The organism is uncultured Microbacterium sp. (assembly GCF_947489255.1).
Classification (GTDB): Bacteria; Actinomycetota; Actinomycetes; order Actinomycetales; family Microbacteriaceae; genus Microbacterium; species Microbacterium phycohabitans.
Window position 1 is genome coordinate 565357 of sequence record NZ_CANLCY010000003.1, and the last position, 24561, is coordinate 589917.

Below are 24561 nucleotides of genomic sequence, written 5' to 3' on the forward strand. Positions count from 1 at the left end.
GCGCCGTCAGCGCACCGCGGCGGCGATCGCGGCGATGTCGGCCGGCATCGAGCGGCAGCAGCCGCCGACCAGGCGGGCTCCCGCCGCGACCCACGACGGGGCGTCGGCGGCCAACGGGGCCGCGGCCCCTCTCCACGTGCGCGTGGCGGCATCCCAGGTCTCCCCCGTGTTGGGGTAGGCGACGAGCGGGATGCCGGGCCCCTCGGTCAGGGCGCCGAGCACCGCGCCGGGCGAGCAGCAGTTGACGCCCACGGCGACGACCGATGATCCGGATGCCGCGATACCCAGCGCCGCGGCGAGCGCTCCCGGGGTCGCGAAACCGGTGCTGTCGGCCGAGAGGCTGACGAACGCGGGGGTGTCGAGGGCGGCGAGTTCGAGGGAGAGGGCCTCGGCCTCGAGCGGCGAGGGGATGGTCTCCACGGCGAGCAGGTCGGCGCCCGCGTCGGCGAGAACCTCCAGGCGCCGGCGGTGGGCCATCCGCAGCTCGTCGACGGTGAGGCCGTAGTCGCCCGTGTACTCGCTGCCGTCGGCGCGGAGCGCGCCCACCGGACCCACGGATGCCGCCACGACCGCATCGCCCGCCTCGCGGGCGAGGGAGACCGACCGACGCAGGAGCGCCTCGACCTCGGCATCCGGGATGTCGCCGCCGAAACCGAGCTGGTACGAGGCCGTGATCACGACCTCGGCGCCCGCGTCGACGAACGCGGCGTGCGCGGCGCGCACCTCGGCGGGATCGTCGCGGAGCACCCGCGCCGACCAGAGCGCCGAGGTGACGTCGTTGCCCCTCGCCTCGAGGAGCGTGCCGAGTCCGCCGTCGAGCACGACCGGACGTCGAGAGAGGGTGTCGAGGAGGTCGATCACGCCTCGTGCGTCTCGCCGGCGGCGAGCACGCGCAGGGCACTCGCGAGAAGGGCCTGGTCGGCGCGGCTGACGTCGCGCAAGGCATCGGCTTCCAGGCGCACGAGCTCGGTCATGGCGGCATCCACCCGTTCGATCCCCTCGGGGGTGATCGCGACGAGGATCGCCCGCCCGTCGGAGGGGTTCGGGCGGCGGTGGACGAGACCGCGGTCGGCGAGTTTGTCGAGGCGGTTGGTCATCGCCGCGCTGCCGATCATGGTCGCCGTGATGAGGCGCGTGGCGCTCAGTTCGGTGCCGGCGCGACGCAGCACCGCGAGGACGTCGAACTCCCACACGGCGATGCCGGCGCTGGCGAAGGCCTTGGCGCGCAGCTTCGACAGGTGGAACGCGGCGCGGCGCAGGCGCGACATCACGTCGAGGGGGGTGAGGTCGACCTCGGGCAGCAACTGCGACCACGCGTCGATGAGGAGATCGACCTCGTCGTCTTTGCTGCTGGCGGGATTCACACCTCGACGGTACCGGAGCCACGGGGTGGTGCGGCGCGCCCGAGCCGGTGTGGCGCCGGGCGATGCGGCCCAGCGCGCCGGGACGACCCGCCTCAGCGCTCGCGCGGGGGCGCGGTCGTGCCGCGCGCGACGAGTCGCGTGGGCAGCTCGATGTGCGTCTCGGGCAGCTCGTCGCCCGCGAGCAGGGCGAGCACGATGCGGACGGCCTCGGCGCCGAGGCGCTTCATCGGCTGCCGCACGGTCGTGAGCGCCGGTTGGGCGCGGGCGGCCTCGGGCACGTCGTCGAACCCGACGACCGAGAGATCCTCGGGAACCCGCAGGCCGCGCTCGGTCGCGACCTCGACGATCGACAGGGCCGACAGGTCGTTCGCGGCGAACACCGCGGTCGGCGGGTCGGCCAGCGCGAGCATGGCGTGGGCGGCTTCGCGCGCGACGTCCTGCTCGTAGCGACCCACGCCGACGAGCGCGGGATCGAAGGGGATGCCGGCGGCCGACAGCCCCGCGCGGTACCCCGAGGCGCGCGCCACCGCCGAGCGCAGATCGGGGCGTCCGGCGATGAAGCCGATACGGCGGTGGCCGAGCTGCACGAGATAATGCACCGCCTGCTGCGCCCCGCTGAAGCTGTCGGATTCGACCGTGGGCACGTCTCCGCGGCCGGTGTGGGGGTCGATCGCGACGATCGGCACGTCGCTCGAGACGTTGACCACGGTGGGGGTGACGATGATCGCCGCGTCGATGAGCGTGCCGCTCAGACGGCTGAGCGAGCGCCGCTCCCAGCCCTCGCCGTCGCGGCGGGCCCCGGTGTAGGCGAGCAGGTCGTACCCGGTGTCGCGCAGGGCACCGCCCACGCCCTTGAGGATCTCGGCGGAGAACGGCTCGATGTCGGCCACCAGCACGCCGATGACCCCCGTGCGCCGCGACCGCATGCTGCTGGCGACGAGGCTGGACTCGTAGCCCAGGGTCTTCACGGCGTCGAGCACGCGTCCCACCGTCTCGGGTGCGACGCCGTAGCGGCCGTTCACGGCCTTCGACACCGTGGCCACCGAGACCCCGGCCGCCGCGGCGACGTCGTGGATGGTGGCGCGCCTCGTCATGGCATCCGACCCTAGCGTGGAAATCATTTTCGAAAACGTTTGACGAGCCCCGAGATCCCGGGCGACACTGCTGACACCTCGGCGGGCAGCAGACCCCGAGAAGCGCAGGAACGGCGAAGCAGCCGAACACCGACGCGTCCCACGGCGCACCTCGACGAAGAGAAACGGGAATCACATGAACACGCGCAAGATCCTCGCCGGAGCGGCCCTCGCCGTCGCCGGCACCCTCGCGCTCGGCGGCTGCGCCGCGGGCGGCGGAAGCGGACAGAACGCCGACGGCAGCGTCACCCTGACGCTCTGGCACAACTCCACCACGGGCGACGGCAAGAAGTACTGGGAAGACACCGCCGCCGCCTTCGAGGCGGCCAACCCCGGCGTCACGGTCGAGATCCAGGCTGTGCAGAACGAGGAGATGGACGGCAAGCTGCAGACGGCGCTGAACTCCGGCGACGCCCCCGACCTGTTCATGGCGCGCGGCGGCGGCAAGCTCGCCGACATCGTCACGGCCGGTCAGGCGATGGACCTCACCGACAAGATCACCCCGGAGGCCAAGACGGCCCTCGGCTCCTCGCTCTCGGCCTTCGAGATCGACGGGAAGAACTACGGGATGCCGGTCGCCGTGCTCCCCTCCGGGATCTTCACGTCGCAAGACCTGCTGACCGCCGCAGGCGTGACCTCTGCTCCGGCGACGATCGACGAGCTCGAGGCCGCCAACGCCAAGATCAAGGCCACCGGGGTCGCCCCGATCGCCGTCGGTGCGAAGGACGCCTGGCCCGCCGCGCACTGGTACTACAACTTCGCCCTGCGCGCCTGCTCCAAGGACGTGCTCGATTCGGCCGCCTCGAGCCGCAGCTTCGATGACCCGTGCTGGCTGAAGGCCGGAGAAGACCTCGAGTCGTTCCTGGCGACCGCGCCCTTCAACGAGGGCTTCCTCACCACCGCCGCCCAGCAGGGCGCCGGTTCGTCGGCCGGTCTCCTGGCCAACAAGCAGGCCGCGATGGAGCTCATGGGCGCGTGGGACCCGGGCGTGATCGCCTCGCTCACCCCCGATGAGAAGCCGCTGCCCGACCTCGGCTGGTTCCCCTTCCCGGAGGTCCCCGGCGGCGACGGCGAGCCCGGCGCCATGATGGGCGGCGTCGACGGCTACTCGTGCTGGGTCAACGCTCCCGCGCAGTGCACCGACTTCCTGAACTTCCTCGTCAACCAGGAGAACCAGGAGGCGTACGCCACCGCGTTCCAGACGCTCCCCGCCTCGTCCGAGGCGCAGGGTGCGGTGACCACCCCCGCGCTGCAGTCGGTGCTCGAGGCCTACTCCGAGGCGCCCTACGTCTCGGTCTGGCTCGACACGTTGTACGGCCAGAACGTCGGCAACGCGCTGAACGTCGCCGTCGTCGACATGTTCGCCGGCAAGGGCAGCCCGCAGGGCATCGTCGACGCGGTCAACGCCGCGGCATCCCGCTGAGGACACCGGTCATGACCACCGAACTCACCGCCTCGGCGGTCGACGCCGGGTCTCGCCGCCCGGCCGGGGAGGGCGCTCACCGCGCCCCCTCGGCCGGGCGGCCGACCGCGCGTCGGCGCGTCGAGAACTGGCGCATCCGCGGCGAACTCGCGATCCTCCTGGGCCCCGCCCTGGTCGTGTTCGTCTCGTTCGTCATCCTGCCCGTCGCCCTCGCCGCCTACTACGGCTTCTACAAGTGGTCGGGTTTCGGTACCCCCACCGACTTCGTCGGCATCCGCAACTACGTCACGATCCTCACCGACCCCGCCTTCCACGAGGCGCTCGGGCACAACGCGTTCATCGTCATCGGCTCACTGGTGCTCCAGGGGCCCCTCGCCCTCGGTCTCGCGCTGCTGCTGAACCGCAAGATGCGGGCCCAGTCGCTCATCCGCGTGCTGATCTTCGTGCCCTACGTCATCTCCGAGGTCGTGGTCGGTCTCGGCTGGGGACTCATGCTGCAGTCGGGCGGCGCCCTCAACGGCGCCCTCGAGAAGATCGGCCTCGGCTCGCTGCGCGCCGACTGGATCTCCGACCCGGCCCTGGCGATCTGGACCCTGCTGATCATCATCACGTGGAAGTACATCGGCTTCGCCGTCATCCTCTTCCTCGCCGGCCTTCAGGGCATCCCCGAGGAGCTCAGCGAGGCCGCCGCGATCGACGGCGCCTCGTACTGGCAGATCCAGCGCAACATCGTGCTGCCGCTCATGGGCCCGACCATCCGCATCTGGGCGTTCCTGTCGATCATCGGCTCGCTGCAGTTGTTCGACCTCGTCTGGATCATCTGGGGCCAGTACGTCGCCTCCACCGCGGGCACCTCGACCATGGCCACCTACATGGTCGCCAACGGTCGCAACGCCGGCAGCTTCGGCTACGGCAGCGCCGTGGCCGTGGTGATGTTCCTCATCTCTCTCGCCGTCGGGCTCGTGTACCAGCGCTTCGTGCTGCGCCGCGACACCGCCGGCGCCCTCACGGGAGGTACCTCATGACCGCCACCGCCACGCTCGTCGCGCCGAAGGCGCCGCGCTCCGTGCACCGCTCCCCCGCCGGCACCAAGCGCTCGAGCTCCCTGCTCGTGGCCTTCGTCGCCCTGCTGCTGATCGGCATGATGCTGGCCCCGGTGGTCTACATCATCCTGGGCGGCTTCCGCTCGAACGCCGAGATCACGGTCGACCCGGCCGGATTTCCCAGCCGCTGGAACTGGGAGAACTACGCCGATGTGCTCGCCAGCGGTGTGTTCTGGGGGCAGGTCGGCAACTCCGCGATCGCCGCCGTCGCCACCACGGCGTTCGTCGTGATCCTCGGACTCATGGCCGCCTACGCGCTGTCGCGCTACCGCTTCCGCGGACGCGGCGCGGTGTTCGCCCTGTTCACCGCGGGCCTGATGTTCCCGATGACGGTGGCGATCACGCCGCTGTACATCCTCGTGCGCAACCTCGGTCTGATGAACTCCCTCGCGGGCGTCATCGTGCCGCAGATCGCCTTCGCTCTGCCGCTGACGATCATCATCCTGTCGCCGTTCCTCTCGGCGATCCCGAAGGAGCTGCAGGAGGCGGCGTCGATCGACGGCCTCGGCCGCCTCGGCTTCTTCTGGCGCATGGTCGTGCCCCTCGCGGTGCCTGCGGTGGTAACGGTCGGCATCCTGGCCTTCGTCAACAGCTGGAACTCGTACATGCTGCCACTGTTCATCCTCAACAACGAGGCCGTGTACACGCTGCCGCTGGGCACCCAGGCGTTCGCCTCGCAGTACTCCGTCGACACCGCGCGCGTGCTCGCTTTCACCTCGCTGTCGATGATCCCCGCTCTGCTGTTCTTCAGCGTCTTCGAGCGCCGGATCGTCGGCGGCCTCACCGGCGCCGTGAAGGGCTGACCCCACATGACCATCCAGAACACCGACGTCGGCGCCGCCCTGCCCGGGACCTCCGCCCGCGTGCGGGCGCTCGTGGCCGACATGACCCTCGACGAGAAGCTCGCTCAGCTCGTCGGGTACTGGGTCGACCAGGGCGACGAGGTCGTGGCCCCCCTCTCGGGCGAGAAGGTCACCTCGACCGCCTACGTGGATGCCACCGCGCACGGCCTCGGCCACCTCACCCGCGTCTACGGCACCCGCCCGGTCGACCCGATCGAACGCGCCGAGTGGCTGTGGGGCGAACAGCGGCGGCTGAAGACCGAGACGCGCCTGGGCATCCCCGCCCTGGTGCACGAGGAGTGCCTCACCGGTTTCGCGGCGTGGAAGGCGGCGACCTTCCCCACGCCTCTCGCCTGGGGCGCCTCGTTCGACCCGGATGCCGTGGAGCTCATGGCATCCGCGATCGGCCGCTCGATGCGCGACCTCGGCGTGCACCAGGGGCTCGCTCCCGTGCTCGACGTCGTGCGCGACGCGCGCTGGGGGCGCGTCGACGAGTGCATCGCGGAGGACCCCTACGTCGTCGGCACGATTGGCACGGCCTTCGTGCGCGGACTGCAGGGGGCCGGGGTGCACGCGACCCTGAAGCATTTCGTCGGCTACTCCGCCTCGCGCGCCGGGCGCAACCACGCTCCGGTGTCCGCCGGGCAGCGCGAGCTGCAGGACGTGTTCCTGCCCCCGTTCGAGATGGCGGTGCGCGACGGCGGGGTGCGGTCGGTCATGAACTCGTACACCGAGATCGACGGGGTGCCCGTGGCCAGCTCCCACGAGCTGCTCACCGATCTGCTGCGCCGCCGCTGGGGGTTCGACGGCACCGTGGTGTCGGACTACTTCGCGGTGGAGTTCCTCCGCTCGATGCACGGCATCGCCGCCGACCGCGGCGAGGCGGCACAGCTCGCGCTCGAGGCGGGCATCGACGTCGAGCTCCCGGGGCCCGACGCCTACCCCTTCCTCGCGGAGCGGGTGGCATCCGGCGCCCTCCCCGAGGCGGTGGTCGACCGCGCCGTCGCGCGCGTGCTCGCCGAGAAGGAGGACCTCGGGCTCCTGGATGCCGACTTCTCCACGCCCCCGCCGAGCATCGACCTCGACGACGCGGAGCACCGCGCGCTGGCGTACCGGCTCGCTCTCGAGAGCGCGGTGCTCCTGCGCAACGACGGCGTCCTGCCGTTGCGGGAGCCCGGACGCATCGCCCTCATCGGCCCGAATGCCGACAGCGCCGAGGCGCTCATGGGCTGCTACTCGTTCGCCAACCACGTGCTCGCGCACCACCCCTCGTTCCCGCTCGGGTTCGAGATCCCGACGGTGCGCGAGGCCGTCGCCGACCGCTTCGGCGAAGTCGCGTACGCCGAGGGCTGCGCGGTGGAGGGCGCCGACGCCTCCGGCATCGCCGCCGCCGTCGACACCGCGCGCGACGCCGACGTCGCGATCGTCGTGGTCGGCGACCGCGCCGGGCTCTTCGGTCGCGGCACGGTCGGCGAGGGCAACGACGCCGACTCGCTCGACCTGCCCGGCGTGCAGCGTCAGCTCGTCGAGGCGGTCGTCGCGACCGGGACCCCGGTGGTGCTGGTGCTGCTGACCGGCCGCCCGTACGCGCTCGATTGGGCGCTCGACGGCGCCGCGGCTCCGGCGGCGGTGCTGCAGGCGTTCTTCCCCGGAGAGGAGGGGGCGCCCGCGCTGGCCGCGCTCCTGACGGGGGATGCCACCCCCTCGGGGCGCCTGCCCGTCTCGCTCCCCCGCTCGGCGGGGTCGCAGCCGTATTCGTACCTGCACCCCCTGCTCGGCGGGCCGTCGGGCGTGACCAGCACCGACCCGACACCGGTGCGGCCGTTCGGGTTCGGGCTGTCGTACACGACGTTCGCGCGGCGGGAGCTGCGGGTGGACGGGGTCGGCTCGGCCGGGGGGTCGGCATCCGGTGCCTCCGCCGAGGTGCGGGCGGGCGACGCGTTCACCGTGACGGCACGCGTCGAGAACACCGGCGCTGTGCGGGGAGCCGATGTCGTGCAGGTGTACGCCCACCGCGCGGTTGCGAGCGTCACGCGGCCCGTCGCGCAGCTCGTCGCGTACGCGCGCGTCGAGCTCGAGCCGGGCGAGCGCGCCGAGGTGCGCTTGACCGTGCCCGCCTCGCGGCTGGCGTACAGCGACCGGGCGATGCGTCGCGTGGTCGAGCCGGGCGAGGTGGAGCTGCGGCTCGGACCGTCGTGTGCGGAGGTCGACGAGGCCGTGGGGCTCCGTATCACCGGCCCGACGTACGAGCTCGGTCTCGACGACGCCCGCGTGGTCGACGTGGAGGTGCGGCGGGGCTGACTGGCGCCCCGCCGGGGACCACGCCATCGCCCCTGTGTGCACAACTCCTGCAGAAGCGACCGAACCGGTCCCCGCCGACGTCTCCTGTCGTCTCACGCAGGAGTTGTGCACGCCCCGCCTCCCAGCCCGTGCTGACCCGTTCTGCCGGCCGCTCCTCCGGTCAACGAGCACAACTCCTGCAATCTGGCGTCACATCAAGCCGCTGGCGCCGTAACGGTCGATCTCTGCAGGAGGTGTGCGCGCGGCGAACGGCCACCGCATACGCGTTAGCGTGGATCCACGCCATCGACGCCGCGGGAGGACCGGATGACGCTGCACGACGAGACCACGCCCCCGGCGGCGGACGCACCGCCCCTGCCCGCCGACCCCGCGCGCGTCGAGCGGGGAACGGTCGTCGGCAACCCGGCATCCCGGGTCTTCCCCGACCACGACGATGCCCGCGCGGATCCGTGGTCGATCGACCTCGAGCGCATCCAGTTCTCGCCGTACTTCTCGCGCCTGTCGGCGGTGACGCAGGTGGTCTCGCCGTCGATCTCGGGCGCGCCCGTGCACAACCGCCTCACGCACACGCTGAAGGTCAGTGCAATCGCGCGCGTGGTGGCCCTGCAGCTGAACACCCGTTCGCGTCGGGCCGGCGAGGGCGACATCTGCAACGCCACGGTCGTCGAGGCCGCCGCCTACGCGCACGACCTCGGCCACCCGCCGTTCGGCCACCTCGGCGAGTCGACGCTCAACCGCCTCGCGCGCGAGGAGCTGGGGCTTCCCGACGGGTTCGAGGGCAACGCGCAGACCTACCGCATCCTCGTCTCGCTCGACGTGGTCGAGAACGCCCCGCGCGGGCTCAACCTCACCGCCGCCGTGCGCGCGGCCTCGGCGAAGTACCCGTGGGCGCCGTCGGTCGACGCGGCCGACGTCGAGCGGATCGGCCCGCCCCGCGGCATCCGTCGCTCCCCCGACGGGGCGTATCGCGTGCACAAGTACTCCGCGTACGACCTCGACCTCGAAGACCTCGACGACGCGCGCGAGGGAGTGGATGCCGAGCCCCTGCGCCAGAGCATCGAGGGCGCCGTGATGGACCTCGCCGACGACATCGCGTACTCGGTGCACGACGTCGACGACTTCTATCGCGCCGGCATCCTGGATCACGCCCCGATCGCGGCGGAGTTCCGCGGCTGGCTCGACGACGTGCTCGAGTGGCGCGACCGCGACGACGCCGAGGTGCGCGCCGAGCTGGCGCCGGGCGCGGGCCTGGAGCGCCTGCGCCGCAAGATGCGCCGCGACGACCCGTGGATCGCCGACGACGAGGCCTTCCTCGCCGCTGTGAGCGACGTGGATGCCGAGATGGTCACCGACCTGCTCGCCCGCCCGTTCGACGGCTCGCTGACGGCCGAGCGCCGGCTCGCCGCCTTCACCGACCGGTGGATCCGCCGGTTCCAGGAGTCCGCACGCCTGCGCCCGCTCGACACCCCGCGCGCCGGCCCCGTCGTGCTGTCGGCGTCGGCCTGGCACCACGTCGAGGTGCTGAAGTTCGTGCACAAGCGCTTCGTGCTCAGCCGCCCCGACCTGGCGATCCAGCAGCGCGGCATGAGCCGGATCCTCGCCCGTTCGGTGCGGGCGCTCGGCGAGTGGCTCGACGACGACCTCGACCGCGCGCGCACCCCGCGGCGCCTGCGCGAGCTCATCGCGCTCGCTCGAGAGCAGTACACCGCCCTGCCCGCGGAGCGCCGCCCGTCGGATGCCGACGCGGAACGCCTCGCCCGCTCGCGCGGGATCGTCGACTACGTGGCATCCCTCACCGATGCGCAGGCCTTCGCGCTGTCGGAGGCGATCTCGGGGCGCGCGGACCGCCTGTGGGCGCTGGGGCAGCGGCTGTAGGACCCGGGTTCGCGGCCCATTCCACCCTTCGGCGCGCGGCATTCTCCACCCCGAGCGAAAGGACGCTCCGCGAAACGAACCGCCGGGAGCCTCACGCTCAGGGGATGAGGCGTGCCGCGCGATAGCGCTCGAAGAGGCGAGTGAAGGAGTCGCGAGTGCGGTGGTGCTCGGTGAAGCCGGCCAGGCGGCTCTTCGACATGTCGGTCATCACCTCGATCTCGCGTCCGAGGTCGGCGTCGGTGTGCCACCACGAGGCGACCCGGGCGAGGTCGGGCTCGACGAGACCGTATTGCTCGACGATCTCGGCCCACACCGGCGCAGCATCGGCCATCTGCTGCTCGAACGGGCGCGGGGCGGTGTCGAAGCCCTCCGCCTCGACCCCCAGGTCGGCGGCGATGCGCGGCCACATCCACCGCCACCGGAAGACATCGCCGTTGGCCGTGTTGAACGCCTCGTCGGCCCCCTCTGGGTGCGTGGCCGCCCACACCATCTGGGCGGCGAGCAGGTCGGCATCCGTGACGTCGGTCACACCGTTCCACTGCGTCTCGCTGCCCGGGAACACCAGCGGCCGGCCGAGGTGTCGGCTGATCGCCGCGGCGACGGCGATCGTGAGCCCCATGTTCATCGCGTTGCCGACCGCGTGGCCCAGGACGGTGTGCGAGCGGTGCACCGACCAGGTGAAGCCCTGGCGCCGGGCGGCCGCGAACAGCTCGTCCTCCTGCGCGTAGTAGAAGTTGTCGACCTCGAGCCGGGGCTCGTCCTCGTGGAACGGCGTGTCGGGCATCGCGCCCTGGCCGTACGCCTCGAAGGGACCGAGGTAGTGCTTGAGTCCCGTCATGAGCGCCACGTGGCGCACCGGGGCGTCGGAGAGGGCGGCGAGCAGGTCGCGGACCATCCCGCCGTTGACGGCGATGTTCTCGGCCTCGGTGTCCTGCCGCGACCAGGCCGTGAAGAACACGTGGGTGACCGGGATGCCGCTCAGCGCAGCCCGCAACGAATCGGGTGAGCGCAGGTCGGCGGAGCGCCACGTGATGCCTGCGCGCCCTGCTCCCGGCCGGCGGGACAGCGCCGTCACCGCCCATCCGTCGTCGGAAAGGCGGTCGAGCAGGGCGCCGCCGGCGATGCCGGTCGCGCCGACCACGAGGGCGTGTGGGGTGTCAGTCACTGCGGGGTTCCCATCGGTCGGGGGGGTGAACCGTCCGCAACGACGGGTGAGGCGGGGGTATTCCGACGCGGCGCGTCGCACGTCGCGCCCGCCGATACGGTGGGGCGATGAGACGACGCGCGATGGCCGCCTGCGCCACGACGGTTCTGCTCGGCATCCTCGTCGGGTGCGCGACGACCCCGCCCGCGCAGCGCGCGCTCGGATACGGCTATCCGGGCACGTGTCTTCCCGACCAGCTCAGCTGGCCCACTGATTTCCTCGAGTCCCTCCCGGGGGAGTCGACGGGCACCGTCGTGGGTCTCCGACTCGAGTACCTCGACGAGAAGTGGGTCTGGCGCGTACGGAGCGTGACCGGGAACGATCCGACCCGCGGCGAGGAGGCCCTGCTCGATGTGCAGACGCTCGAGAAGCGCGCGTCGCAGGAGGTCGACCTCACCGATGCCGAGCGGAAAGTCGGTGCGCCCTCCGCGTGGGTCGCGGCCCAGGAGTCCGGGGAGACATACCCGAGCCCCCTCATCATCGACATGCGGCGGGTCGTCGACGACGGGGCTCCCGCGTGGCAGGTCACGACGTGCAACACCGAGACGAACGCGCAGGCGGAAGTCATCGTCCGGTGAAAGCGGCGGGGGTGTTCGCGATGTCCGCCACCCTCGTGCCTGGCGTGGGCCGATGGAACGAGGGTCGTCACGCGCACGGCCACGCAGCCCGGGCACAGCGGCATCCATGTCCCGAAAATGGTCGGTCCAGAGCCTGCCAACCCCCCACGAGTGGGACACGCACCGCCAGAAGTGGGACATGCCCACGCACACGGCCGCGCAGCCCGGGCACAGCGGCATCCATGTCCCGAAAATGGTCGGTCCAGAACCTGCCAACCCCCCATAAGTGGGACACGCACCGCCAGAACTGGGACATGCCCACGCACACGGCCGCGCAGCCCGGGCACAGCGGCATCCATGTCCCGAAAATGGTCGGTCCAGAGCCTGCCACCCCCCCACCAGTGGGACACGCACCGCCAGAACTGGGACAAGGGGCGCGAACACCGGATGCCATGGACCCCGCGCGCGAGACGTGATCGCAGCCCGCACGCGGAAATGCCCCGGAACCGGCGCAGCCCGGGCACAGCGGCATCCATGTCCCGAAAATGGTCAGTCCAAAGCCTGACAACCCCCCCACAAGTGGGACACGCACCGCCAGAACTGGGACAAGGGTCCGCAACACCGGATGCTATGGACCCCGCGCGCGAGACGTGATCGCAGCCCGCACGCGGAAATGCCCCGGAACCGGCGCAGCCCACCGCTGCGGAGGTTCCGGGGCACGATCCGTGCAGTGGGATGTCCGACGGACGCCCCGGTGCACGCAAGGCGCCCCGAAGATCGAGGCGCACGCGCCGCGTCGCCCCGGGGCCGTGCGGCGGCCCGGGGCGACGGGTCTTACAGGCCCTGGGCCAGGCGGTAGTACGCCTGGTTCCAGCGCAGCTCGCTCTGGAAACCGCGGACCGTGGTGTCGTCGTCGATGACGACGAGCTCGGTCTTGGCGATCTCGGCGAAGTCGCGGAACACCTCGATGCCCACGGCCGTCGTCATGACGGTGTGGTGGGCGGCACCGGCGGCGAGCCAGCAGCCGGCCGAGGTCGCGAAGTCGGGGGCGGGCTTCCACACAGCGCGGCCGACGGGGAGCTTCGGCAGGTCGGGGGCGTCGACGTTCTCGACGACGTTGGCCACGAGGCGGAAGCGGTCGCGCATGTCGCTCATCGCGACGACGAGCGCGGGGCCCGCGTCGGCGGTGAAGACCAGGCGCACCGGGTCGTCCTTGCCGCCGATGCCGAGCTCGTGGATCTCCAGGCGCGGCTTCTTCGTCGTGAGCGACGGCGACACCTCGAGCATGTGCGCGCCGAGGATGCGCTCGTTTCCGGGCACGAGGTCGTAGGTGTAGTCCTCCATGAGCGAGGCGCCGCCGGGCAGGCCCGCACCCATCACGTTCGCGACGCGCACGAGGATCGCCGTCTTCCAGTCGCCCTCGGCGCCGAAGCCGTAGCCCTCGGCCATGAGGCGCTGCACCGCGAGACCGGGCAGCTGCTTCAGCGCACCGAGGTCTTCGAACGACGTGGTGAAGGCGCCGAAGCCGCCCTCCTCGAGGAACGAGCGCAGGCCCAGCTCGATCGCCGCGCCGTCGCGCAGCGACTGGTGGCGCGCGCCGCCGGGAAGCAGCTCGGAGGCCACGTCGTAGCTGTCGACGTATTCCTGCACGAGCGCGTCGATGTCGGCATCCGAGGCCTGCTCGACGGCCTCGACGAGCTCGTTGACGCCCCACGTGTTGACCTGCACGCCGAAACGCAGCTCGGCCTCGGTCTTGTCGCCCTCGGTGACGGCGACGAAGCGCATGTTGTCGCCGAAGCGCGCGAGCTTGAGGGTGCGGGCGGCGGTCCAGCCAGCGGCGGCGCGCTCCCAGTCCTCGATCTGCTGACGCACGGCCGGGTTCGACACGTGGCCGACGACCGTCTTGCGCGAGACGCCCAGGCGCGTCTGGATGTACCCGAACTCGCGGTCGCCGTGGGCGGCCTGGTTGAGGTTCATGAAGTCGAAGTCGATGTCGTTCCACGGCAGCTCGACGTTGGCCTGCGTGTGCAGGTGCAGCAGCGGCTTCTGCAGGGCGTCGAGCCCCGCGATCCACATCTTCGCGGGGCTGAAGGTGTGCATCCACGCGATGACGCCGATGACGTCGTCGCGGCCGTTGATCTCCAGCGCCATGCGGCGGATGCTGTCGGAGTCCTTCAGCACGGGCTTCCAGACGACCTTCACCGGGAGGCCGTCGAGGCCCTCGACGACGGCCTGCGACTGCTCGGCGACCTGCTTCAGGGTCTCCTCGCCGTAGAGGTTCTGGCTGCCGGTGACGAACCAGACCTCGTAACCGTCGAGGTCGTTCTTGAGCTTCGTGCGGGTCATGACTGTTCCTTTTCGCGTGTTCAGAGGGATGCCACGGCGGCGGCCTCGACGGCGAGGCCTGCGCGGTAGCGGTCGAGGTAGGCCGAGAATCCGGCGACGTCCGCCGGGTCGGGGTCGACGGTGGTGATGGGCGCGTCGGCGAAGACGACCTCGGCGAGGTAGGTGTCGAGGTCGCGGCCGGCGCCGTCGGCGACGTAGGCCGCGAGCACGGCCATGCCCCACGCGCCGCCCTCGGACGCCGTCTCGGCAACCGCGACGGGAGCGTCGAGCGCCGCCGCGAGGAAGCGCTGGGCGACCCCGGCGGTGCGGAACATGCCGCCGTGGGCGTACATCTTCTCGAGCGCCACTCCCTCGCCGTGCAGCACGTCCATCCCGAGGGCGAGCGTGCCGAACACGCCGTACACCTGCGCGCGCATGAAGTTCGGCAGCGTCAGGCGGCTGTCGGGCGTGCGGACCACGAGCGGGCGGCCCTCCTCCAGCCCCGCGATGGGCTCGCCGGCGAGGTGGTTGTAGGCCAGCAGTCCACCGGCGTCGGCCTCGCCCTCGAGCGCGGCCGAGAAGAGCGCCGCGTACGTGGCATCCGGGGTCGCGGGGGTACCGGCCGCGACGGAGAACGCGGTGAACATGTTCGCCCACGCGGCCAGCTCGCTCGCGCCGTTGTTGCAGTGCACCATCGCGACCGCGTCACCCACGGGCGTCGTGACGAGGTCGAGCTCGTGGTGCACCTGCGACAGCGGACGCTCGAGCACGACCATCGCGAAGATGCTCGTGCCGGCGCTGACGTTGCCGGTGCGCGGAGCGACGGCTCCGGTGGCGACCATGCCCGTTCCGGCGTCGCCCTCGGGCGGGGCGAACGGGATGCCGGGCTGCAGCGTTCCGCTCGGGTCGAGCAGCGCCGCGCCCGCAGCGGTGAGGCTGCCCGCGTCGGCGCCCGCCACGAGCACGCGCGGCAGGAGGTCGGTCAGGGCGGGGACGCGTCCGGCGGCGAGGGCGTCGTAGCGGGACACGAGCTCGGCGTCGTAGTCACGCGTCGCGGAGTCGATCGGGAACATGCCCGAGGCGTCGCCCACGCCGAGCACCTTCTCGCCCGTGAGCTTCTCGTGCACGTAACCGGCGAGGGTCGTGAGGAAGCGGATCTCGGGCACGTGGGGCTCGGCGTCCACGACCGCCTGGTGCAGGTGGGCGATCGACCAGCGGAGCGGAATGTTCACGCCCAGGAGTTCCGTGAGCTCCGCCGCGGCGACACCGGTGTTCGTGTTGCGCCACGTGCGGAAGGGGGCGAGCAGCTCGCCCTCGGCGTCGAACGCGAGGTAGCCGTGCATCATGGCCGAGACGCCCATCGCCGCGTAGCGCACGGGGGTGACGCCGTGGCGCTGCCGAGCGTCGGCGACCAGCTCGGCGTAGGCGGCCTGCAGGCCCGACCACACGGCATCCAGCGAATAGGTCCACAGCTTGTCGGCGTAGACGTTCTCCCACTCGTGGGAGCCGACCGCGAGCACTTCGGCGTCGGGGCCGATGAGGCACGCTTTGATGCGAGTCGAACCGAGTTCGATGCCGAGCGAAGCGCGGCCTTCGGTGATGAGGGCATTCATCGGCGGTCGTCCGTGCTCTGTCCGTAGACGTTCTGGTAGCGGTTGTAGAGGGCGTCGATCTTGTCCTGCGGGATCGGGACGAGGGGCCCGGCCTCGCGGGCGTAGTGCACGGTGCGCGCCGCGTCTTCGCACATGACGGCGGCCTTGACGGCGTCTTTCGCGCTGACGCCGATGGTGAACGGACCGTGGTTCTGCATGAGCACCGCGCGGCTGCGGTGTCCGCTCAGGGTCTCGACGATGCCGCGACCGATCGAGTCGTCGCCGATGATCGCGAAGGGGCCGACCGGGATGGGCCCACCGAACTCGTCGGCCATGCCGGTGATGACGCACGGGATCTCCTCGCCGCGTGCCGCCCAGGCCACGGCGAAGGTCGAGTGCGTGTGGACGACGCCGCCGACCTCGGGCATGTTGCGGTAGACGTACGCGTGCGCGGCGGTGTCGCTCGAGGGGCTGCGCTCGGAGCCGGGGGCACCCGGGATGGCGTTGCCGTCGAGGTCGCAGAGGATCATGTTCTCGGGCGCCAGGTCGTCGTAGGAGACACCCGAGGGCTTGATGACGAACAGGTCGGCGCCGGGGACGCGGCCCGAGACGTTGCCTCCGGTCCAGATGACGAGGTTGTAGCGCACGAGCTCGGCGTGCAGTCGCGCGACGTCGGCGCGGACGGCGTCGATGGCCTCCTGCACCTCGGGCGCGAACGTGGCGGCATCGGACACGCGGGTCTCCTTCGACGGGGTTCGAGTGGTCGGGCGCGAGGCGCCCGTGTTGATGTTACCGGTAACATCGCGTCGGCGCGAGCGCCGGTCTGGGCCGAAGCGCACCGATGTGCCGAGACCGCGGGAGGCGTCGCGCGAACGCGCGGTCTCGACGATCGCATGCTGTCTCGTCGAAGAGAACGGCCTCCAGCCGCCGTGTCGCGCTGATCCTCGGGCCGCCCGCGCATGCCGCTCGCGCGCTAACGCGGCGGAGCGGTCGAGGCGCGCGCGACGAGCACCGGGGGCGCAGGCGCGTCAGCATCGTCTCCGAGCACGGCGGCGACCGCGTACGCGGCCTCCCCCTCGACGTCGAGGCGCACCGAGGTCAGGGCCGGCGTGTAGAAAGCGGCATCCGGGTTGTCGTCGAAACCGGCGACCGAGACGTCCGCCGGGACGGTCAGACCGCGAGCGGCGAGCCCCGCCACGAGCCCGAGGGCCATCTGGTCGTTCGCGACAGCGACGGCGGTGGCCCCCGCCCGCACACGTTCGGCGACGACCTCGGCGAGCGCGGAGCCCGAAGCGGCACTCCAGTCCCCCTCGACGCGGTCGACGAGGCTCAGCCCCCGGCGGGCGACGGCGTCGGCCACGCCCGCGGTGCGCGCGAGGGCTTCGCGCCAGTCCGCCGGTCCGGAGACCTCGACGAGGCGCCGATGTCCGAGGTCGGCGAGATGGTCCACGACGAGGGCGGCCGCATCGCGCTGGCGGATCCCGGACTCGCCGTACAACGGCACGAGCGGCACGTCGTACCCCTCGAGGGGCGTCACCCCGTGCGCGGCGACGAGCACGATCCCGTCGACCCCCTGGTCGAGCAGGTGGCGCACGGCCGCGTCGATGTCGGCGGGGTCGTCCGAATCGGTGTACGCGGTCGAGATCCATCGCCCGCGCGCTCGAGCCGCCCGCTCGAGCGCCGCGATCCCCGCCGACGGACCGTGCAGGACGGCATCGGATGCCACGACGCCCACGGTGCGCGTGAGGCTCGTGCCGAGGGCGCGGGCGGCGTTGTTGACGCGATAGTCGAGGGAGGCGACCGCCGCGAGCACGCGCTCACGGGTCGCGTCGCGGATGCCCGGATAGTCGTTCAGCACCCGCGAGACGGTCTGCGTCGACACCCCCGCGGCGGCGGCGACCTCGCGCACGCCGATGCGCTTGGTCCCGATCTCGCCGCTCATGGTGACTCACAGTAGTGGCGCGCGACGCCGTGGTCGGCCTCGGCGGCTCGCGGAAGGATCTGTCGGCGCACGGCCCGTCGCCGGCGTCCGGCGCACGCATCCCGCCCGCGCGACCCCGCGGCGTCCTCGACCGGGAACGGCGGCAGCCCGGTCGGCCGGACGTCCCGGCACCGAGCCACGCTCATCTATGGGAGCGCTCACGCGAAGAACCCGCCGACGCCCCCCTTACAAGGCGTCGACGGGTCCGGTATCACTCTGGCGTATTCGGAGCGCCCGATTCCACTCCGGCGGCGGGGTTCCACCGCGTGTCGCCCCGAAACGGCGCGGATGAGCTCCCGAACACCGGAGACGGGACGCTCCTCACCCCGCCGCCCGGGACGGGGCGCTCAGCTCTCGGCCGCGCGAAGCGCCGCGATCACGTCGTACCGCGCGCGGATCTCGGGCCGGTGATCGGGCTCGACGGCCCGGGTCGTGGCCACCGTCCACTCGACGGGACCGTTCGCCAGCACCCCCGCGGCCTGACGGGCGGCGCCGAGCGCGACGTACTCGCCCGCGGACGGCACCACGATCTCGGCGTCGAACACCTGCGCGGCGATCCGCGCGACGCCCTCGTTCGCGGCGGCCCCGCCGATCAGCAGGATGCGCCGCACCTCGACGCCCTGCGCCTGGATCGCCTCGAGCCCCACGGCGAGCCCGCCCAGCATGCCCTCGATCGCGGCGCGCGCGAAGTTCGCACGGGTCGTGGATGCCAGAGTCAGCCCCGTCAGCGACGCCTGGGCGTGCGGCAGATTCGGCGTGCGCTCCCCCTCGAACCACGGCACCAGCACGACGCCACCCGCGCCGGGCTCGGCCTCGAGGGCGAGGGCGCCGAGCTCGTCGTGCGACACACCGAGCAGGCCCGCGAAGGCGTCGAGCACGCGGGCGGCGTTGAGGGTCGCGACCAGCGGCAGGAACTTCCCGGTCGCGTCGGCGAAGCCGGCCACCGTGCCGGTGGTGTCGCGGCTCGGGGCGTCGGAGACGGCGAAGACCGTGCCCGAGGTGCCGAGCGACACCACGACATCGCCCACCCCCGCGCCGAGGCCGAGGGCCGCGCCGGCGTTGTCGCCGGCACCGGGTCCGATGAGCGCCCCGCCCGGCAGCGTCCCGGCGCTCTCCCACGGCCCGAGCACGCGCGGGCGCACCGCGTCGTGGCCGAGCGCGCGGACGAACAGGTCGACGTCGTAGCCGTCGACGCCCCAGTAGGCGGTACCCGAGGCGTCGGAACGATCCGTGACCAGCTCCTCGAGCACCGCGTTGCCCGGACCGAACCCGCGCAGGCGCCAGGTGAGCCAGTCATGCGGCAGCGCGACGGCGGCGACGCGCGCGGCGTTCTCCGGCTCGGCATCCCGCAGCCAACGCAGCTTCGTTCCGGTGAACGACGCGACCGGCACGGCGCCCGTGCGCTCGGCGAACTCGGCGGCGCCGACCTCGTCGATGAGGTCGCGCGCAGCCTGCGCCGAGCGCGTGTCGTTCCACAGCAGCGCGTCGCGGATGACAGCGCCATCGGCATCCAGCACGACCATGCCGTGCTGCTGTCCGGCGATCGAGACCGCTGCCACGTCGTCGAGGCCTCCGGCCTGGGCGATGGCATCCTGCAGCGCCGTCCACCACGCCTCGGGGTCGACCGAGGTGCCGGCGGGGTGCGAGGCGCGTCCCTCGCGCACCACCCGTCCGGTCTCGGCGTCGACCACGACGACCTTGCACGACTGCGTCGACGAATCGACTCCCATGACGAGCGCCATGCTCTGCCCTTCTCTCCGCCGCGCCGCCAGTGGCGCGGCCCGTGTTCCGCACGGAGGCCCATGCCTCCCGTGGTGTCGAGTGTCCAGGAAACGCCGCGAGAGCGGGCCCCGTCACGGCGTGTCTTGGACTCTCGACGAGCGGGATGCCGCGGGCCCCGAGCCCCAGCCCGCCGCCCGTCGAGTGTCCGCGCGGGAGGAGGCGCCGGCGAAGCGCGGCCTCGACCCGGAAGGGCCCGGATGCCGTGGCATCCGGGCCCGGGACGACTCAGCGTGCGCCGAGCAGGTGCTCGGTCGCGAGCTGCTGCAGACGGACGAAGCCGAAGCCCTTGCCGCCGAGGTACACGTCGGTGTCGAAGTCCTCGTAGGCCGAGCGGTCGGCGAGGAGGTCGTCGTACGACTCGCCCTCGTTGAGCGTCGGCTGGGCGAGCTCGGCGACCTTCGCGGCCTCCAGGGCCTCCTGCACCTCGGGGTCGGCGCGGAAGGCCGCGGCGCGCTCCTTGAGCAGCAGGTAGGTGTTCATGTTGGCCGAAACCGAGTCCCAGACACCCGACTCGTCCTCGGTGCGCGAGGGCTTGTAGTCGAAGTGGCGCGGACCGTCGTAGGCGGGGACCCCGCCGGGGCCGCCGTTCTCGAGCAGGTCGACGAGGGCGAAGGCGTTGTGCAGGTCGCCGTGACCGAAGACGAGGTCCTGGTCGTACTTGATGCCGCGCTGGCCGTTGAGGTCGATGTGGAAGAGCTTGCCGTGGTACAGCGCCTGGGCGATGCCCGCGGCGAAGTTCAGCCCGGCCATCTGCTCGTGGCCCACCTCGGGGTTCAGGCCCACGAGCTCGGGGCGCTCGAGCGAGTCGATGAACGCGATCGCGTGACCGAGGGTGGGCAGCAGGATGTCGCCGCGGGGCTCGTTGGGCTTGGGTTCGATCGCGAAGCGGATGTCGTAGCCCTTGTCGGTGACGTAGTCGCCGAGGAGGTTGACGGCCTCGCGGTAGCGCTCGAGCGCCTGACGGACGTCCTTCGCGGAGTCGTACTCGGCGCCCTCGCGGCCTCCCCACATGACGAACGTCTGCGCGCCGAGCTCGGCGGCGAGGTCGAGGTTGCGCAGCACCTTGCGCAGCGCGAAGCGACGCACCTGACGGTCGTTCGAGGTGAACCCGCCGTCCTTGAAGACGGGGGCCGAGAAGAGGTTCGTGGTCACCATCGGCGTGACGATGCCGGTGTCCTTCATCGCGCCCTTGAGGCGGTCGATCTGCGTCTGGCGCTCGGCGTCGGTCGAGCCGAAGGCGAAGAGGTCGTCGTCGTGGAAGGTCAGGCCGTAGGCGCCGAGCTCGGCGAGCTTCTCGACGACGTGCACGACGTCGAGGGGCTCGCGCGTCGGGCCGCCGAAGGGGTCGGTGCCGTTGTAACCGACGGTCCAGAGTCCGAACGAGAACTTGTCATCGCGGGTGGGGGTGGGCATTCCTGCTCCTTCGCATGAAAACGCACGAGTGCGCAGTGACGCACGGCGGGTTTGTTGGTTCTCGCAACATATACCCCGGATGCCGCGGCGTCCAGCCCCCTCGTGACGGGCATCTGGCATATAATCGTCTATATAACGAAGGGAGCCCTCATGGCCCTCACCAGCGTCGACCTCGATCCGCGCCTCATCGAACGCGCTCGCATCCTCACCGGAGAGCCGTCCAACCGCGCGGTTCTCGACCTCGCCCTTCGCCGACTCATCGCGTCCAAGCAGAAAGACGCGATGATCGCCGGGATCGCGGGACTCACCGATCTCGAAGAGCACCTCGATTCACCCGTGGTGGCCCCGACGTCGTGACCGACTACCTCGTCGACAACTCCGTCTGGGCGCGGTTGGCCTCAGGGGATCCCATCATCCGGACGCGGCTCGAACGGATCGCCCGGTCTCCCTCCGACCTCTTCGTCACGTGCCCTCCCCAGGTGCTGGAGTTCTGTCACAGCGCCCGCTCCGCCGAGGAGCACGCGCACTACCTCGAGCAGATCTCCCTGGGCTTCCCCCTCGAACGGGCACCCGACGAGTCCCTCGCCGTCGGCATCCAGTCCGCCCTCTGGCGAGCCGGTCTCGTTCGAACGGCGGGCGCGGTCGACATTCTCATCGCGGCCTACGCGATCGCGAACGATGCCACGATCCTCAGCGCAGACCACGACTTCGACCACATCGCCGCCGTGACCGACCTCGCTCACGAGTACGTCGCGCCGACGCTCTGACCCGGCCTCGTCAGAGTCCGAGCGCGTCGTCCACGACGGCGAACACCGCGGGGTCCCACGTCAGCGCGCGCTCCCACGGCAGCCCGAACGCCTCGGCGAAGAAGATGCTGTGCACGTGGTCGGCGAACGAGTGACGCTCGACGTCGGGCAGCACCGCGGAGGGCACCTCGTCGGCGCGACCGCTGGTCATCGACACGAGGCCGTCGTGCGGCCACAGCTGCACCGGCGCGGTCGCCGCGGCGAAGTATCCGGCGCCGATCGCGGTCACCGGGATGCCGTCGAGCACCCCCGCCTGGGCGTCGTTCCACTCGCGCAGGAACCGGCGCGACACCTCGTCCGCCGCCCCCTGGGAGTTCGCGTCGGCGTACGGGCGCGCCTCGGCGAAGATCTGCAGCGTGGCGGGGTCGCCGTGCGCGTCGACCTCCGAGATCTCGTCGTCGAGCAGGTCGCCCAGCACCGAGCCGTCCCACGGGGTGCCGAGGGTCACGAGGCGCTCGATGCGCGGACCCGCGCCGCCGAGCTCGCGGATCGCGGCGCGCGAGAACAACCCGCCCATCGAGTGGCCGACGAGGGCGACGCTCCCGACGCCCTCCTCCGCGGCGAGCCGTCGTAGGAACCCGGCGAGCGCGACCCCGGCGTCGTCGACGCGGCCGACGGCGTTGATCGTCACCTCAGCCGGCAGCACGACGGGGACGTCGGCGAAGCCCTGCCACCCGGCATCCTCCCGCACCTCTCCCGGGCCGATGCGGGCGGGGGCGGTGAAGACCCGGATGCCGCGATCGAGCAGGTGCGCGCGCAGGGCCGTCATCGTGTTGCCCGCCGCCAGGCCCGACGCGGCCGCGCGCTCGGGATCGGTGAACGGGGTCACGGCGGCTCCCCCGGAAACGAGGACGACGGCGTCAGCCATGGCGGCTCCTTCACAGGTCGGGTCCCGGTCAGGATAGGGCAGGCCGCGCAGCTCGTCCCGCCCCGGCAGTGTGTCCAGCACCCGCCGCGTCACCCCCCGTTCACCCCGGCGAGCGTCCAGGACACACCGCACCGGACCCTCGCGCGACGGCGCGTCCTGGACACTCGACGGAAGAGAGCCCGGCGCCGTGCGTCAGCGCGGGAGGGCGTCCTCGATCGCGGCGACGACCTCGGGCGCGTCGGGGAGCGTGCGGGGGCTGAAACGCGTCACCTTGCCGTCGGGGGCCACGACGAACTTCTCGAAGTTCCACGAGATGCGGCCGGTCTTGCCGTCGGCATCCGGGGTCGTCGTGAGCTCCTTGTAGAGCGGGTGGGCGCTGCGCCCGTTGATCTTGACCTTCTCCGACATCGGGAAGGTCACGCCCCACGTCGCGGAGCAGTACTCGGCGATCTTGTCCTCGTCGCTGAGCTCCTGCAGGAACTGGTTGCTCGGGAAGCCGATCACGGTGAACCCGCGGTCGGCGTACTTCTTGTGCAGCGCCTCGAGGGCCTCGTACTGGGGCGCGAGGCCGCAGCGCGAGGCGACGTTGACCACGAGCGCCGCCTTGCCGGCGGTCAGCTCGCCGAAGGTGGTCTCTTCGCCGCGGATGGTGGTGATGGGGATGCCGGTGAGGTCCATGATCCGATCCTGGCACCGCCCGCTTTGCCCGGGGTGGGAATCGTCGACTCCCCGAGCTGCGCGGGGTCGGCGCTCGCGGGCGCGGGTCCGGGCGCGGCGGGGAGCGTCGGATGCAGCGGCGGGGGCGGCCGACGCGTGGCACAGTGGTCGGATGGTCACCGAGGGCACCCGCGGCGACGGCATGCGCCGCGCCAACCTGTCGCTCGTGCTGCGCACGGTGCACCGGGACGGCCCGCGCTCGCGCGCCGCGCTCACCGAGGCCACGGGCCTGAACCGGTCGACGATCGCCGACCTCGTGGGCGAACTGCAGCGATCGGGCCTCGTCGTCGAACGCGCCTCCGACGCGCAGGGCCGCGTCGGTCGCCCCTCCCCCATCGTCGCGCCCGATCCGCGCGTGGTCGCCATCGCGGTGAACCCCGAGGTCGACGCCCTCGACGTCGCGGCGGTCGGCCTCGACGGCGCGATCGTCGTGCGCGAGCGCATCGAGCAGCGCACGCTCCTGACCCCCGAGCGCACGGCCGCGATCGTCGCCGAGCGTCTCGCCGCCTGGACCGAGGGGCCCCTCGCCGAGCACCGCGTCGTCGGCTCGGGGGTCGCCGTGCCCGGTCCCGTCCGCGCCTCCGACGGCGTCGTGCGCGAAGCGCCGCACCTCGGGTGGGCCGAAGCGCGCATCGGGGCGATGCTGCAGGATGCCACGGGCGCTCCGGTCCACGTCGGCAACGACGCCGCCCTCGGCGCCCTGGCCGAGTACCTCTTCGGCGCCGCGCGCGGCTCGCACGACGTGGTCTACCTCAACGGCGGCGCGAGCGGCATCGGCGGGGCCGTGATCGTGGGCGGGGCTCTGCTCGGCGGCGCCGGCGGCTACGCGGGCGAGTTCGGGCAGAACCGTCCCGGGATCGTCGACCCGGGCGACCGGCGGGCCGACGACGGCGTGCTCGAAGACGAGGTCAGCCGTGCGCTCCTCCTCGAGGCCGTCGGGCTCGAGGCGGGCGACGACCAGGTGCTCGCTCACGCCCTCACCGCGAGCGACGACCCCGCGGTGCGCGCCGAGACCGACCGGCAACGCCGCATCCTCGCCACCGCGCTCGCGAACGCGGCGAACGTCATGAACCCCGCCGTGATCGTGCTCGGCGGGTTCCTGGCGATCCTCGCCGACCTCGATCTGCCGGGTCTGGACGCCGCCGTCCGCGCGCAGACGATGCCCGCGTGCGCTGAAGACCTGCGCCTGGCCGCCGCCGAACTCGGCGAGAAGCGCCTGCTCGTCGGCGCCGCGGAGGCGGTGTTCGAGGCCGCCCTGTTCCCCGCCCGCTGAGC

Annotated in this window: 21 protein-coding genes; 9 read left to right on the plus strand and 12 right to left on the minus strand. The window is 72.0% G+C overall.

Annotated elements, in window-relative coordinates; genetic code table 11:
• Positions 1-6: 6 nt before the first annotated feature.
• The 3 genes from mmuM to Q0818_RS10070 form a co-directional block, all read right to left on the minus strand.
• Positions 7-861 carry a homocysteine S-methyltransferase gene (gene mmuM / locus Q0818_RS10060; RefSeq protein WP_298874071.1) on the minus strand — a complete coding sequence of 285 codons (855 nt, stop codon included), beginning with the start codon at positions 859-861 and terminating at the stop codon, positions 7-9.
• Positions 858-1364: a MarR family transcriptional regulator gene (locus Q0818_RS10065; protein ID WP_298874072.1), complete on the minus strand. Its 507-nt coding sequence runs from the start codon at positions 1362-1364 to the stop codon at positions 858-860. Before Q0818_RS10065 ends, mmuM begins: the two co-directional genes overlap by 4 nt.
• 92 nt (positions 1365-1456) lie before the next feature.
• Positions 1457-2458: a LacI family DNA-binding transcriptional regulator gene (locus Q0818_RS10070; protein WP_298874073.1), complete on the minus strand. Its 1002-nt coding sequence runs from the start codon at positions 2456-2458 to the stop codon at positions 1457-1459.
• A 175-nt stretch (positions 2459-2633) separates the two neighbouring features.
• Here Q0818_RS10070 and Q0818_RS10075 point away from each other — a divergent pair, with 175 nt between their 5' ends.
• The 5 genes from Q0818_RS10075 to dgt all read left to right on the plus strand — a co-directional run bounded on the left by Q0818_RS10075 (position 2634) and on the right by dgt (position 10041).
• Positions 2634-3920: an extracellular solute-binding protein gene (locus Q0818_RS10075; RefSeq protein ID WP_298874074.1), complete on the plus strand. Its 1287-nt coding sequence runs from the start codon at positions 2634-2636 to the stop codon at positions 3918-3920.
• Between the two features lie 11 nt (positions 3921-3931).
• Complete coding sequence (locus tag Q0818_RS10080; RefSeq protein WP_298874075.1) at positions 3932-4945, plus strand: carbohydrate ABC transporter permease; 1014 nt, start codon at positions 3932-3934, stop codon at positions 4943-4945.
• Positions 4942-5826, plus strand: a complete 885-nt coding sequence (locus tag Q0818_RS10085; protein ID WP_298874076.1) for a carbohydrate ABC transporter permease — start codon at positions 4942-4944, stop codon at positions 5824-5826. The genes Q0818_RS10080 and Q0818_RS10085 overlap by 4 nt, the downstream gene beginning before the upstream one ends.
• Before the next feature lie 6 nt (positions 5827-5832).
• Positions 5833-8166 carry a glycoside hydrolase family 3 N-terminal domain-containing protein gene (locus Q0818_RS10090; protein WP_298874077.1) on the plus strand — a complete coding sequence of 778 codons (2334 nt, stop codon included), beginning with the start codon at positions 5833-5835 and terminating at the stop codon, positions 8164-8166.
• Positions 8167-8472: 306 nt separating this feature from the next.
• Positions 8473-10041 carry a dGTP triphosphohydrolase gene (gene dgt, locus Q0818_RS10095; RefSeq protein WP_298874078.1) on the plus strand — a complete coding sequence of 523 codons (1569 nt, stop codon included), beginning with the start codon at positions 8473-8475 and terminating at the stop codon, positions 10039-10041.
• Between the two features lie 97 nt (positions 10042-10138).
• Here the strand turns inward: dgt and Q0818_RS10100 are convergent, their stop codons facing one another.
• Positions 10139-11206, minus strand: a complete 1068-nt coding sequence (locus Q0818_RS10100) for an SDR family oxidoreductase (protein ID WP_298874079.1) — start codon at positions 11204-11206, stop codon at positions 10139-10141.
• A 107-nt stretch (positions 11207-11313) separates the two neighbouring features.
• On the opposite strand from Q0818_RS10100, the gene Q0818_RS10105 reads away from it, so the two are divergent.
• Entirely contained in the window at positions 11314-11823 is a 510-nt protein-coding gene (locus Q0818_RS10105; protein WP_298874080.1) for a hypothetical protein, read from the plus strand.
• Between the two features lie 813 nt (positions 11824-12636).
• Here Q0818_RS10105 and araA read toward each other — a convergent pair.
• From araA to xylA, 6 genes are all read right to left on the minus strand, one after another.
• Positions 12637-14148 (minus strand): L-arabinose isomerase, encoded by a 1512-nt coding sequence (araA, locus tag Q0818_RS10110; protein ID WP_298874081.1) that lies wholly within the window; start codon positions 14146-14148, stop codon positions 12637-12639.
• A gap of 20 nt (positions 14149-14168) precedes the next feature.
• Positions 14169-15740 carry an FGGY-family carbohydrate kinase gene (locus Q0818_RS10115; RefSeq protein ID WP_298874082.1) on the minus strand — a complete coding sequence of 524 codons (1572 nt, stop codon included), beginning with the start codon at positions 15738-15740 and terminating at the stop codon, positions 14169-14171.
• Positions 15737-16453, minus strand: a complete 717-nt coding sequence (locus tag Q0818_RS10120; RefSeq protein ID WP_298874083.1) for an L-ribulose-5-phosphate 4-epimerase — start codon at positions 16451-16453, stop codon at positions 15737-15739. The genes Q0818_RS10115 and Q0818_RS10120 overlap by 4 nt, the downstream gene beginning before the upstream one ends.
• A gap of 239 nt (positions 16454-16692) precedes the next feature.
• Entirely contained in the window at positions 16693-17661 is a 969-nt protein-coding gene (locus Q0818_RS10125) for a LacI family DNA-binding transcriptional regulator (protein ID WP_298874084.1), read from the minus strand.
• 386 nt (positions 17662-18047) lie between these two features.
• A complete protein-coding gene (gene xylB / locus Q0818_RS10130; RefSeq protein ID WP_298874086.1) occupies positions 18048-19442 on the minus strand; it encodes a xylulokinase in 1395 nt (464 codons plus the stop codon).
• Positions 19443-19707: 265 nt separating this feature from the next.
• Positions 19708-20895 carry a xylose isomerase gene (gene xylA, locus Q0818_RS10135; RefSeq protein ID WP_298874087.1) on the minus strand — a complete coding sequence of 396 codons (1188 nt, stop codon included), beginning with the start codon at positions 20893-20895 and terminating at the stop codon, positions 19708-19710.
• A 51-nt stretch (positions 20896-20946) separates the two neighbouring features.
• Here xylA and Q0818_RS10140 point away from each other — a divergent pair, with 51 nt between their 5' ends.
• A complete protein-coding gene (locus tag Q0818_RS10140) occupies positions 20947-21252 on the plus strand; it encodes a type II toxin-antitoxin system VapB family antitoxin (protein ID WP_298874088.1) in 306 nt (101 codons plus the stop codon).
• Positions 21249-21662, plus strand: a complete 414-nt coding sequence (locus tag Q0818_RS10145) for a PIN domain-containing protein (RefSeq protein ID WP_298874090.1) — start codon at positions 21249-21251, stop codon at positions 21660-21662. The genes Q0818_RS10140 and Q0818_RS10145 overlap by 4 nt, the downstream gene beginning before the upstream one ends.
• Positions 21663-21672: 10 nt before the next feature.
• Here Q0818_RS10145 and Q0818_RS10150 read toward each other — a convergent pair whose 3' ends face one another.
• Complete coding sequence (locus Q0818_RS10150; protein ID WP_298874092.1) at positions 21673-22569, minus strand: alpha/beta hydrolase; 897 nt, start codon at positions 22567-22569, stop codon at positions 21673-21675.
• 192 nt (positions 22570-22761) lie between these two features.
• On the minus strand, positions 22762-23247 hold the full coding sequence (locus Q0818_RS10155; protein ID WP_298874096.1) for a glutathione peroxidase: 486 nt from the start codon (positions 23245-23247) through the stop codon (positions 22762-22764).
• A gap of 151 nt (positions 23248-23398) precedes the next feature.
• Between Q0818_RS10155 and Q0818_RS10160 the strand changes: the two genes are divergently transcribed.
• Positions 23399-24559 (plus strand): ROK family transcriptional regulator, encoded by a 1161-nt coding sequence (locus Q0818_RS10160; protein WP_298874097.1) that lies wholly within the window; start codon positions 23399-23401, stop codon positions 24557-24559.
• Positions 24560-24561 lie beyond the last annotated feature (2 nt).

Excerpts from the sequence above, each read along its gene's own strand:
- Q0818_RS10160 (WP_298874097.1), top strand. The coding sequence starts at position 23,399 with ATGGTCACCGAGGGCACCCGCGGCGACGGCATGCGCCGCGCCAACCTG.
- dgt (WP_298874078.1), top strand. The coding sequence starts at position 8,473 with ATGACGCTGCACGACGAGACCACGCCCCCGGCGGCGGACGCACCGCCC.
- xylA (WP_298874087.1), bottom strand. The coding sequence starts at position 20,895 with ATGCCCACCCCCACCCGCGATGACAAGTTCTCGTTCGGACTCTGGACC.
- Q0818_RS10085 (WP_298874076.1), top strand. The coding sequence starts at position 4,942 with ATGACCGCCACCGCCACGCTCGTCGCGCCGAAGGCGCCGCGCTCCGTG.
- Q0818_RS10080 (WP_298874075.1), top strand. The coding sequence starts at position 3,932 with ATGACCACCGAACTCACCGCCTCGGCGGTCGACGCCGGGTCTCGCCGC.
- Q0818_RS10150 (WP_298874092.1), bottom strand. The coding sequence starts at position 22,569 with ATGGCTGACGCCGTCGTCCTCGTTTCCGGGGGAGCCGCCGTGACCCCG.
- Q0818_RS10125 (WP_298874084.1), bottom strand. The coding sequence starts at position 17,661 with ATGAGCGGCGAGATCGGGACCAAGCGCATCGGCGTGCGCGAGGTCGCC.
- Q0818_RS10105 (WP_298874080.1), top strand. The coding sequence starts at position 11,314 with ATGAGACGACGCGCGATGGCCGCCTGCGCCACGACGGTTCTGCTCGGC.
- Q0818_RS10115 (WP_298874082.1), bottom strand. The coding sequence starts at position 15,740 with ATGAATGCCCTCATCACCGAAGGCCGCGCTTCGCTCGGCATCGAACTC.
- araA (WP_298874081.1), bottom strand. The coding sequence starts at position 14,148 with ATGACCCGCACGAAGCTCAAGAACGACCTCGACGGTTACGAGGTCTGG.
- xylB (WP_298874086.1), bottom strand. The coding sequence starts at position 19,442 with ATGGCGCTCGTCATGGGAGTCGATTCGTCGACGCAGTCGTGCAAGGTC.
- Q0818_RS10070 (WP_298874073.1), bottom strand. The coding sequence starts at position 2,458 with ATGACGAGGCGCGCCACCATCCACGACGTCGCCGCGGCGGCCGGGGTC.
- Q0818_RS10155 (WP_298874096.1), bottom strand. The coding sequence starts at position 23,247 with ATGGACCTCACCGGCATCCCCATCACCACCATCCGCGGCGAAGAGACC.
- Q0818_RS10075 (WP_298874074.1), top strand. The coding sequence starts at position 2,634 with ATGAACACGCGCAAGATCCTCGCCGGAGCGGCCCTCGCCGTCGCCGGC.
- Q0818_RS10090 (WP_298874077.1), top strand. The coding sequence starts at position 5,833 with ATGACCATCCAGAACACCGACGTCGGCGCCGCCCTGCCCGGGACCTCC.